The organism is Wohlfahrtiimonas populi, assembly GCF_002006795.1.
Classification (GTDB): domain Bacteria; phylum Pseudomonadota; class Gammaproteobacteria; order Cardiobacteriales; family Wohlfahrtiimonadaceae; genus Wohlfahrtiimonas; species Wohlfahrtiimonas populi.
The window spans coordinates 1-12,388 of the sequence record NZ_MVDN01000006.1 but is presented as its reverse complement, the minus strand read 5'-3'; the positions used below and the strand labels follow the sequence as shown (position 1 = coordinate 12,388).

At 34.0% G+C, this 12,388-nt stretch carries 8 protein-coding genes and 1 pseudogene; 2 read left to right on the top strand and 7 right to left on the bottom strand.

The window, feature by feature from the left end:
- Positions 1–313 precede the first annotated feature (313 nt).
- Both BZK16_RS07935 and BZK16_RS07930 read left to right on the top strand, forming a co-directional pair.
- On the top strand, positions 314–1,867 hold the full coding sequence (locus BZK16_RS07935; protein ID WP_077928363.1) for a CdiA family toxin C-terminal domain-containing protein: 1,554 nt from the start codon (positions 314–316) through the stop codon (positions 1,865–1,867).
- Positions 1,868–1,869: 2 nt separating this feature from the next.
- Positions 1,870–2,274: a hypothetical protein gene (locus BZK16_RS07930; protein ID WP_077928362.1), complete on the top strand. Its 405-nt coding sequence runs from the start codon at positions 1,870–1,872 to the stop codon at positions 2,272–2,274.
- A gap of 217 nt (positions 2,275–2,491) precedes the next feature.
- On the opposite strand, the gene BZK16_RS07925 is transcribed toward BZK16_RS07930, so the two are convergent.
- From BZK16_RS07925 to BZK16_RS14275, 7 genes and pseudogenes are all read right to left on the bottom strand, one after another.
- Complete coding sequence (locus BZK16_RS07925; protein WP_077928361.1) at positions 2,492–3,475, bottom strand: acyltransferase family protein; 984 nt, start codon at positions 3,473–3,475, stop codon at positions 2,492–2,494.
- The gene (locus BZK16_RS07920; RefSeq protein WP_077928360.1) at positions 3,475–5,328 is read right to left on the bottom strand and encodes an acyltransferase family protein; all 1,854 of its coding nucleotides are present in this window, start codon (positions 5,326–5,328) and stop codon (positions 3,475–3,477) included. Before BZK16_RS07920 ends, BZK16_RS07925 begins: the two co-directional genes overlap by 1 nt.
- On the bottom strand, positions 5,328–7,232 hold the full coding sequence (locus BZK16_RS07915; RefSeq protein WP_077928359.1) for an acyltransferase family protein: 1,905 nt from the start codon (positions 7,230–7,232) through the stop codon (positions 5,328–5,330). The genes BZK16_RS07920 and BZK16_RS07915 overlap by 1 nt, the downstream gene beginning before the upstream one ends.
- Positions 7,233–7,252: 20 nt before the next feature.
- Positions 7,253–9,115 carry an acyltransferase family protein gene (locus BZK16_RS07910; protein ID WP_077928358.1) on the bottom strand — a complete coding sequence of 621 codons (1,863 nt, stop codon included), beginning with the start codon at positions 9,113–9,115 and terminating at the stop codon, positions 7,253–7,255.
- A 100-nt stretch (positions 9,116–9,215) separates the two neighbouring features.
- Positions 9,216–9,650, bottom strand: a pseudogene (locus BZK16_RS07905) (acyltransferase family protein); the annotation flags it as partial.
- Positions 9,651–9,703: 53 nt separating this feature from the next.
- Positions 9,704–11,587, bottom strand: a complete 1,884-nt coding sequence (locus BZK16_RS07900; protein ID WP_077928356.1) for an acyltransferase family protein — start codon at positions 11,585–11,587, stop codon at positions 9,704–9,706.
- Positions 11,588–11,592: 5 nt separating this feature from the next.
- Positions 11,593–12,388: SGNH hydrolase domain-containing protein (locus BZK16_RS14275; RefSeq protein ID WP_158076832.1), on the bottom strand; the 796-nt coding region annotated here is incomplete at its 5' end.

Below are 12,388 nucleotides of genomic sequence, written 5' to 3'. Positions count from 1 at the left end.
ATGGGTGTATGGAATAAATTGACAGGGCAAATTCCTGAGCCGTATCCATCTTTGTATGAAAAGCCTTTAACTCATGATAACTTAACACGTAGTTTATTAATTGCTGATGTGAGGACAGATCATTTTCAGGAATTATTACATGATCAGTTACCTGAAATGCAACGTTATCCTCAGCAAATTAATGAGCAGTTGGACAGAGTGGTTGAACAAAGTAGAGATCATCTAGAATCAGTAAAACTTGAAACTGTAGCAATGATTGCGGGACATGAATTAGAACGCAACACAAAACAGCCTGAGANATCAGTTACCTGAAATGCAACGTTATCCTCAGCAAATTAATGAGCAGTTGGACAGAGTGGTTGAACAAAGTAGAGATCATCTAGAATCAGTAAAACTTGAAACTGTAGCAATGATTGCGGGACATGAATTAGAACGCAACACAAAACAGCCTGAGATTGAGCCTCAACTCGAAAGACCGATAGAAGAACGTCCAATCGTTGATGAAAGGCAGCAGGATGCTAGACAAGAAGATTTAAATCCAACGCTTAATCACGATGGTCGTGAATTAACTCGCCAAGAAAAATTAGAACTCAGCCAAGAGAAGATTGATGATATCAGAGAGATTTATGTCAATCGTATCCATGAAGTTAATCAAGAATTATCTGATATTAATGCAGCACGACAAGTGGAAGGTTATTGGGAACAATCTCAAGAGATCATTAATATTGATATGGAGCGAGCTGAACAATTGCTTTCACAAAGACAAAACCTTTATGAAATATTAGATCGCACACCTGATGAACAACAAGCCTATTTAGATAATCATCCTGAATTTGATTTAGTGTTGAACGAAAGAGATTACGATAAGGTTCAAACTACATTGGATGATCTGTCTGAAACGATGCCAAAGGCAATTAAGCTTGAAGATAATCCAGATGATTATAAGGTTGGCGTTTGGGATAGTGTGACGGAATCTGTTAGTGATACAGCTAGAACCGTTGATGCTTTTGTAGAAGTTGCTGTAGCTGATGGTTTAAATACGGGTACAAAAATTGGAATGAATATTGGCGCAGCTACTTTAGGTGCTTATCATGGCATTAAAGAAGGAAGCCTTGATGAAGGTATCACTGCGATGCGAGAAATTCGTGATGGTTCTGTAGATGATTATAAAATTGAAGCAAGCCAATCTTCTCAGGAAATATTATCTAACAGTGAAAACTTACAAGCAGTTGGCAGAACTATTAATGAAGGTATGGAATGGGGTTATAGCAAAGTTGGAGAACATTTAGGTGATGAAGCCCAATTTATTGCTCGTGGTGCCATGGAAGCAGTAGGAGATACTCTGGCGGCTGTAACAGGTGCAGGATTAGGTGCAAGATCTATAGCTAAAAATCTTGATTATACGGTTGTTAATTTTAAATATGCACAACTAGAAACGAGCCCTAATATTGCTCATCATATAAGAAATTTCGATGGTTATGACCCTAAAAATGGGATGAAAGGCGCCCATAATAGAGAGAATTTTACCCAAGCACTGAACGATAATAATTTGCAAATCACAAAAGAAGTTCAAGGTTCAAAAGGAATCTCTGAAGTTTATTATGGCAGAGAAAAAGTAAACGGCCGTGGCGAACCCGATGGTTTAAAAAATTTTAGAGAGCCAAAAACAATTTATGATCCTAAAATTTACTCAGATGAACAGATATTACAAATGGGTAAGAAAGCTGTTGTGATGGGGTATGATGATGCCATTAAAAATGGGAAAAGAATGTTTAAACAAGAAGTAGACGGGGTTAACTTTACAATTTATATGGATCAAGAAGCCAAACAAATTATAAATTTCCACCCTTCTTTAAAAGGAAAATAGATATGAATAAAAAAATAACATATGCGGATGATTTTGACTCATTATCAAAGAATGCCATGTTGACTATACATGTTTGTTTGGAAGTTTTAAGAGACTATCATAATGATGAACATAGTTTGCTTGATACAATAAAATACTTGATTGTATATGAAGGGTCTAGTTATGAAATGTTTGGCATATTGTTGGGTAGAGAAAATGAAAGTGACTATGATGAATTTTTTGAAAAAAACTACATAAGAAAAATGAACACAAATGAAATTATTATTTTCTATTATGCTGACAGCTATGTCGTAATTCCTGAAAAACTGGGTGTGAAGATAATCACAGATTGGTGTGCTAAAAATACAACGAATCCTGAAATTCCTACTTTATGTAAACAATTAAAACAAAAATATGAAGTGGAATGATTTGAAAATCTCTCAAAAATAATTCTTATCACTATAGTAATCTGAGATATTAATATTGGTGTTGTAGAAGATTACAAAATTGAAGCAAGCCAAGCTTCTCAGGAAATATGATCTAAATGACATGTTGGCTGATAGCTGGAATTGGCAAAAAAAGAACCCTAAGGGATATAGAAATTAGTTTTAATAAAGAAAGCCACATCTATGATGTGGCTTTCTTTTACAATAGTTTTTTTCTGAATAAATGGTTGATATTTGTTTCGATTAATCGATAAAAAATGTAGCCAACGATAATTGAAAAGATAGAAATGATTGCAAATACATATATGCCTGACATATTCGGTGTTAGCTTTATTAGTATTTTTGTCATCATTGGCAATCCAAACACTTGTATAAGATAAATTGAATAAGAGGCATTACCTAATTCTATTAATAGTTTATTGTTAATACTATGAACTAGCATTGCAGAACAAACAATAATTGCGGAGGGAATGCCCCAATAAATATAGCGTTCTGATTGGTTGATATTGGCATGGTATATTACAAAACCAATAGCAAGGATAAGAGGAAGCCAGAATAAATTACTTTTATAATTTTTTAAGTCTTGAAAGTGATTAAAAAATATAAAAATAGCCCCGCCATATAGAAACTCTATAGCTATAGGGCTGTACCAATTCGCATAGATAGCACTAATGAACACAATTGTAAGCAATGAGAGTCGATAAATATCTTTTGTTTTGATGAATAGCGTGAGTGCAAAAATAAGGTAAAAGAATAATTCATATTCTAATGTCCAGCCCACATATACAGCGGGCACTTCATACCCAAAAAAGTGACTAACAAAAAATAAAGAGGTCACAACATGTTCTAGGTTATAACCACTGACCCTAAAGAGAGATGGCAGTGCTAGATAGAGTACAAACAGCACGAATGTAAGCAACCAATATATAGGAACTATGCGTTGTATTCTATTGATTAAAAATTCTACTGGGGATCGATGTTTTTTGCTATTAATCATAAACATGATATAGCCAGAGATAACAAAGAATAGATCAACACCAAAATTTCCCCAATAGCGGACATTGAATGTCAAATATTCATAAGCTCCATAAGAGAAGTTATTTTTTACTACCCAATCTTGCGCATGTACTAGTACAACAATAATAGCAGCAAAGGCGCGAAGTACTTGAATATTAACAATCATTATTGTTCCTTTGATTCAATTTTTTTAATTTCATTAAAAATATATGAGCCAATGATATCTGCACCATAAGTTGTTAAATGGATAAGATCTGTAAACATGGGTTCATTGTTAGTGATCATTCGACATTGTTTTTCGTTACAATAGCCATTACTTGGGTCTATAAAATAGACATTTGGGTATTGGTTAGAAATTGTTTTTAGTATTTCATTGATTTCTATGTTTGTTCTAGGGATAAACTCTGGGCACACTTCAGCAAATTTCGATAGCTCTTGTGCTGATAAGCACTCATAGATGTTATAAGTAGGTACAACATAAGCACCGATTAAGTAAATATTCCTATCACTTGATTGGGTTATCATATTTTTAATTTCATTATAAATAACTTGAGAGTATTCTCTTGGATCAATACTAGTGCTATAAGGTTTATATTTTGCCTCTTTCGGGGATAATGTATAACCATTCCAATTTTGAGCCCAAATAATTGGCATTTTGGGGTTTTCTTTGATAAATCTATCGTAAAATTCATCGACGAAATTACTGCATGTCTCCGATATTTGCGTCTTAATATAAACTGAATAGTTGGGTGTGAACATACAAGCATCAGCATATAATGTCCGGATATTATATGGTTGATTCATTAAAAAGCTGGCATATTGACGTGAGACACTATCACCAATCATTAGATATTTTGCTGGGTACTCAGAGTTTATTAGAGTATAAGCTTCTTGATATTGTGGGAAGAGTCCTCCACCATACATTTGTGCAGCGGTTAATCCATGTTTTCCTGATACTCTAAATTCTGCGCCTTTCGTTTTATAAATACCATAAATAGGTATTAATGTAATGATAACGGCAATTAAAATAAATTTAGCTTGCCATTTACGAAGTTCAATTAAGTAATAAGATGCGGTGGCCAGCAAAAATGAGAGGGTTAAAAATGTCCAAACATTCATATGTAAATTGTAACGATGGTTGATGAAAATCAGTGGCCAGTGATACAAATATAGTGAGTAGGACCATAAGCCAATTTTTTGGAAAGCAATATTGGTGGTTAAAAGAGATTGACCATTGGCTTGAATGATAATGAAAGCACCGATTGTTGGTAAAAGTGCCATATAACCAGGCCATGGCATGCGTTCGGAAATAATGAAAGCGGATAAAACGATGAGCGCAATACCAAGTATTTCTAATATATATCTTGGTTTATTTTTTGACAGATTGAAGGGGTATAAGAATGCTAATCCACCTAACAACATTTCCCAAATTCGAGTTGGTAATAGAAAATATGCAGCAGTGGGAGATTGGTAGCTAAAATATATTGTCAATCCAAGAGATATCAAAGTGATGACAATGAGTATTCTTTTCAGTGTCATAATGGAAAGAAATTTAGCTAATATAGCCAATATAATTGGGTAGATGATATAAAATTGCCATTCAACGGATAGAGACCATGTGTGTAAGAGTGGTTTACTCATTGCACCAAGATCAAAGTATCCAGTATCCCGCCAATATAAAAAATTTGAAATAAAAAGCAGGCTTCTAATGGACTCTTTAGATAAATTACGATAAGAAGCGGGGCCTAAAAAGAGATAGCCCAATATTATTAGAATGATGACTAAAACTAATAGCGCAGGGATGATTCTGCGGATTCTTGCGGCATAAAATTTAAGCAAAGAGAATGATTGACTGGTTAATCCTCGGAAAATAACCCCCGTCATTAAATAGCCAGAAATAACAAAGAAAACATCTACGCCAATAAAGCCACCTGGTAACCACTCTTTGTTAAAATGAAAGAGCATAACAGCAAGAACGGCATAGGCACGAAGTCCATTAATATCTTTACGAAAATTCATTAGGTTTGGTCCTCGAGATGCTTTTGCATCTTAAGTATTTTTTGTTGTGCTTCGTATTTGTTAATTTCATCAAAAATATATGTTCCAATGATATCAGCACCATAGGTAGATAAATGCCCCATATCACTGAATATAGGCTCATTGTTGATTAGCATACGACACCCACGATCATCGCAGAGACCTTCATTGGGGTCGATAAAAATAACATTTTTATGAGTATTAGCAACATTTAGTAAATAGTCATTGATGGGATTATGTTGGCGAGGAATGAATTCATCACAAGATTCCGTAATAAAATTGGATAGTTGGCTTGTGGATAGACATTCGTATATATCATAGGTTGGACGAGTATAAACGCCAATTAAATAAATGGTTCTATTTTTATTATAAGCAATCGTATTTTCTATACTCGCAACGATAGCAGCATAGTATTTTGTATCTTGGATCTCTTGTGATAGAAGTTCTTCTTCATTATCTTCAGATACTAATGTATAAAAGTCCCAACTTTGTATCCAAATAATGGGTTTTGTATGCTTGTTCACGAGCATTTCTTGATGGAAATTTTCAACGAAACTAGTGCATTGGCTGAGCTCTTTCTTATTCACAAAGACCGTGTAATTAGTTGTGAAGAGGCATGCATCAGCGTACCATGTTTGAGTGCTAACATGATTCTTTATAAGGAATTGCACATACTGTCTCGAATAACTATCTCCAATTGTAATATAGTCAAAATCATTATTAGGTTGCGGATGAGTATATGCAACTTGATAGGCGGGAAAATACCCACCACCGTAGTATAACTTCTGGAATTCTTCAGAAGTCAGTGCATATTGGCCGAGCACTCTAAAAGAAGCACCTTTAGTTTTGTACACGCCATAAATAGGGATTAAAGCAACAAAAATGGTGATTAAAATATATTTAACTTTCCATTTTCTAATCTCAATGGCGTAATAAGATAGCAAGGATAATGTAAAAGTCAGGGCTAAAAATGTTACAAAATGCATCTGTAAATTGTAACGATGATTAATATAAATTAAAGGCCAATGATATAGATAAAGAGAATATGACCATAAGCCAATTTTTTGAAAAATGACATTGTTGGTTAGGAAGGATTGACCATTGGCTTGGATCAATAAAAACGCACCAATTGTTGGAATTAATGCCATGTAGCCTGGCCATGGAATATTTTCGTTAATAATAAAGAAAGAGAAAATGATTAATGCAATACCAATAATTTCTAATGAGTATTGGTGCCATGATTTTGTTAATTTGAGTGGGTATAGAAATATAATGCCACCTAACAGCATTTCCCAAATTCTTGTGGGTAATAGAAAATAAGCAGCAATAGGGGATTGATAGCTAAAATAAATAGTGAATGCTAAAGATATGGTGGCAATGACTAGCACTAATTTCTTGAGTATCGATTGAGAGAAGATTTTGGCACATAGCATTAAAATGGCAGGGTAGATGATGTAAAACTGCCACTCAACAGATAAAGACCAAGTATGCAGTAATGGTTTGCTGATTGCACTAGTATCAAAATATCCTGATTCCCGCCAGAATAAAAAGTTAGAGATAAAGAGCAAGCTACGTATGGATTCTTTAGAAAGGCTCCGATAGGAAATAGGGCCCAAGAAGAAATACCCTAAAACCATCAAGATGATTACTAAGGCTAATAATGCGGGGATGATGCGTTTAATCCTTGAGGTGTAGAACTTTAATAAAGATAAAGTTTGGGTATCTAAACCTCGAAAGATAATACTTGTCATCAAATAGCCTGAGATGACAAAAAACACGTCAACACCAACAAATCCACCTGGTAGCCATTGTTTGTTAAAGTGAAAAATAATAACGGCTAAGACAGCGTAAGCGCGGAGCCCATTAATATCTGTACGAAACTGCATTGAAGTTACCCTACGTCATTTTATGGATGAATTGTTTCATAATCATGGATTTTATCAAATATGTATTTACCAACAATATCGGCGCCATATATGGATAAATGCCCCATATCACTGAATATAGGTTCATTGTTGATTAACATTCGACAGCCTTGTTCATTGCATAATCCATCATTGGGATTAATAAAATATACATTAGGATATTGCTTGGCTAATTTTTCTAGTTCTGCATTGATAGGATTCTCTTCGCGAGGTGCAAATTCATTACATGTTTCTGTGAATCTAGATAAACGATTAGATGATAAGCATTCATAGATATTGTAATTAGGTCTGGTATAGACACCAATTAAGTAGATGTTTCTAGATTTATTTTTTTCAATCATATTTTTAATGCCAAGGGTAATGGCTTCATAATATTTTTTTGCATCTTTGACTGTTAATAGCTTAAAGCTGCCATCTCTTGCAACTAAAGAGTTATAGTCCCAACTTTGAGCCCAAATGATAGGTTTATCACTATATTCTGTAGAAATAGTTTGATCAAATTGGTCAACAAATTCAGTACATTTTGTCAACTCTTGGTTTTGTAGCGATATTTTATACTCAGGCATGAATAGGCAAGCATCCGCAAACCATGTGCGAGTGCTGATCTTATTCTCTAGAATGTATTTGACATATTGTCTTGAGTAGCTATCACCAACGATGACGTAATCTATGTCATTATTTTCTTTAGGATGTGTATAAGAGGGGGCATAACCAGGGAACGATCCACCACCATAGTATTGCTCATTGAATTCTTCAGCCGTGAGGTTATATTTATCAACAACTCGGAATGCAGCACCTTTTGTTTTATATATGCCATAGATGGGAATCAAAGCTATGAGGACAATTATAATAATATATTTGGTGTTCCATTTACGGGTTTCAATCAAATAATAAGATAGAGTAGAAAAAATGAATGTGATGAGTAGGAACACTCCTATGCTCATGTCTAAGTTATAGCGATGATTGATATATAGAAGAGGCCAGTGGTATAAGTAGAGAGAATAAGACCATAAACCTACTTTTTGGAAGACAATATTTTTAGTTAAGATTGATTGGCCATTGGCTTGAATTAAGAGAAATGCACCTAGTGTAGGAATAATGGCCATATATCCAGGCCATAACATGGCTTCATTGATGATGAAGAACGATGCAATAATGATTAATAAGCCAGTGATTTCAAACGCTTTAATTTGCCAATTATGTGTTGTTTTTAATGGGTATAAAAACACTATACCGCCTAGAATCATTTCCCAAATTCTAGTTGGTAATAAAAAATAGGCATCCATTGGTGATTGCTTACTGAAATATAATGTAAAAGCTAAAGACAATATACCTATCGTTAACACTAGTTTTTTGAGGGCAGCCATTGATAGAAATTTAGCGCATACAGCAAGAATAATTGGGTAAATAATATAAAATTGCCATTCAACAGAAAGTGACCACGTGTGTAATAACGGCTTACTTAATGCGCCAGCATCAAAATACCCAGTATCTCGAGCATAAAGAAAATTTGAAATAAACAATAAACTGCGAATCGATTCTTTAGTTAAGTTTCTATATGAAATGGGACCAAAAGTTAGATATCCGATAGTGACCAGTAATATGATGAGAATCAGCAAAGCAGGTATGATTCTGCGAATACGGGCACTGTAGAATTTACGTAATGAGAAAGACTGGTTAGTTAAACCTCTAAATATAATCGAAGTCATGAGGTAGCCAGAAATAACAAAGAAAATATCTACACCAACAAACCCACCAGGAAGCCATTGTTTATTAAAGTGAAAAATGATAACTGCCAGAACTGCATAAGCACGGAGTCCATTAATGTCTGTACGAAACTGCATGAAAATTATCCTTATATTAAATCTTTTTTAATCCTTGGGTATATAGCTGGGACTCAAAGTTTTTTATCTTCAAGCTCTATTTTTTGAATTTCTTGGAAANAATATAAAATTGCCATTCAACAGAAAGTGACCACGTGTGTAATAACGGCTTACTTAATGCGCCAGCATCAAAATACCCAGTATCTCGAGCATAAAGAAAATTTGAAATAAACAATAAACTGCGAATCGATTCTTTAGTTAAGTTTCTATATGAAATGGGACCAAAAGTTAGATATCCGATAGTGACCAGTAATATGATGAGAATCAGCAAAGCAGGTATGATTCTGCGAATACGGGCACTGTAGAATTTACGTAATGAGAAAGACTGGTTAGTTAAACCTCTAAATATAATCGAAGTCATGAGGTAGCCAGAAATAACAAAGAAAATATCTACACCAACAAACCCACCAGGAAGCCATTGTTTATTAAAGTGAAAAATGATAACTGCCAGAACTGCATAAGCACGGAGTCCATTAATGTCTGTACGAAACTGCATGAAAATTATCCTTATATTAAATCTTTTTTAATCCTTGGGTATATAGCTGGGACTCAAAGTTTTTTATCTTCAAGCTCTATTTTTTGAATTTCTTGGAAAATATATGGGCCAATAATATTTGCACCATATGTAGATAAATGCCCATCATCACTGAATATAGGCTCATTGTTGATTAGCATGCGACAACCGCGGTCATCACATAAACCGCCATCAGGGTCTATATAATAGATATTAGGTGTTTGATCGGCAATTTCTTTCAGATATTGATTAATCTCATGTTGTTCTTTAGGTATGAATTCATCACATATTTCAGAAAACTTAGACAGTCCTTTTTCCGACAAACATTCATAAATATTATAATTGGGTCGAGTGTATACACCAACTAAATAGATATTTCTTTGGGTATTATGTTGGGTTAAAGTTTGTACTGTTTTTGTAATAAACTCAAAATAAGATTGATGATCTTTTGGGTTTTTTAGGGTTACTTGAGATGTGAAATTAGTGGAGCCTTTTGGCATGAGTGTGTATCCATCCCAACTTTGAATCCAGATAATGGGTTTTGTTTGAGTTTCTTTTGTGGTTATTTTAAAGAAATGATCAACAAAATTAGTACATTTAGAGAATTCTGTATTTTGAAAAATGACTGTGTAATCAATGGTGAATAAGCAAGCATCTGCAAACCAAGCACGCATACTTTTATTGCTATCGATTAAAAATTTGGCATATTGTCTAGAATAGCTATCACCAATGATGGTGTAATCATAATCATGTGTGCTTTTTGGGTTGATGTATTCTTCTTGATATGAAGGGAAAGTACCGCCACCTGCATAATTATTAGCAAACTCTTCTGCTGTAATGTTATATCGATCTGCCACTCTAAAAGAAGCACCTTTAGTTTTGTATACACCATAAGTAGGGATTAAAACAACGAAAATGGCGATCAGAATATATTTAACTTTCCATTTTCTAATCTCAATGGCGTAATAAGATAGCAATGATAGGGTAAAAGTCAGAACCAAAAATGTTACAACATGCATCTGCAAGTTATAGCGATGATTAATATAGACTAAAGGCCAGTGATACAGATACAGTGAGTAAGACCATAGTCCAATTTTTTGAAAAGCAATATTATTGGTGATAATTGAATTGCTGTTTGCTTGAATTAGGAAAAATGCACCGATTGTTGGCATTAATGCCATGTATCCAGGCCAAGGAATGTTTGCATTAATGATGAAAAATGACAATATGATAAGTAAGATGCCACCAATTTCTAAAGAATATTTTTGCCAGTTTTTTGTAATATTCCAAGGGTATATAAATATGATACCACCTAACAACATTTCCCAAATTCTTGTGGGTAATAGAAAATAAGCAGCAATGGGTGCTTGATAGCTAAAATATATTGTGAATATGAGTGATATTGCAGCAATAGCCACTACAATTTTTTTTAGAGTGCTTATCGAACAAATTTTAGCAAGGATGGCAAGAACAAAGGGGTAGATGATATAAAATTGCCATTCTACAGAAAGAGACCATGTATGCAGCAATGGTTTACTGATTGCACTAGTATCAAAATATCCGGACTCACGCCAAAATAAAAAGTTGGAAATAAATAGTAAGCTTCGTATAGATTCCTTAGACAAATTTCTGTAAGAAATAGGGCCTAAAAAGAAATAGCCAAGAACAATAAGTATAAGCGTTAGTACTAATAGTGCAGGAATGATCCGTTTAATTCTTGAAGCATAAAACTTAAGTAAAGATAAAGTTTTGTTATCCAATCCACGAAAAATAATGCTTGTCATTAAGTAGCCAGAAATGACAAAGAATATATCGACACCAACGAATCCACCGGGTAACCATTGTTGATTAAAGTGAAAAATGATGACTGCCAGAACTGCATAAGCACGGAGCCCATTAATATCTGTACGAAATTGCATAAAATTTAATCCTGTTTCTGTAGAGACTGCTGACTATTCTCAATTCTTTGAATTTCATCAAAGATATATTTGCCAACAATATCTGCACCATATATCGATAAGTGACTCACATCGCTGAACATAGGTTCATTATCAATTAGCATTCGACATCCTCTGGTATCACACAGCCCATCGTCAGGGTTAATAAAATAGACATGAGGATATTGATCAGCTATTTTCTTGATATGTACGTTGATAGGTGTAGGGTTTTCAGGGATGAACTCTGCGCATGATTCGGTGATGAATCTAGATAAGTTTTGGGTGGATAAACATTCATAAATGTCATAATTGGGTCGAGTGTAAGAACCAATTAAGTATATATTTCGATTAGGGTTTTTTTGAATCATATCATTAATGCTATCAACAATTTTTGTGTTGAATTGATCTGTATGATGGTAATTATCAACCAATGTATTATCGCCATGGCGAGATTTGAGCGTATAGTAATCCCAGCTTTGTGCCCATATCAATGGGAGCGTATTGCTGATATTTTGATTTGCTAGACTTTTATAAAAGTTATGAACAAATTCAGTGCATTCTTTTTTTTCTTTTTTATTATCATAGACATAATCGTTGTTAGTGAATAAACAGGCATCCGCAAACAATGTTTGTGCACTGATATTGTTATGAATCATATATTGAGAGTATTGTCTTGAATAGCTGTCGCCTATCATGAGATAGTCAACTTCATTGTTTGGCTTGGGGTTTATATAGGAAGTTTCATAATAAGGAAAGTCTTTGCCACCATAATATTTTTGATGA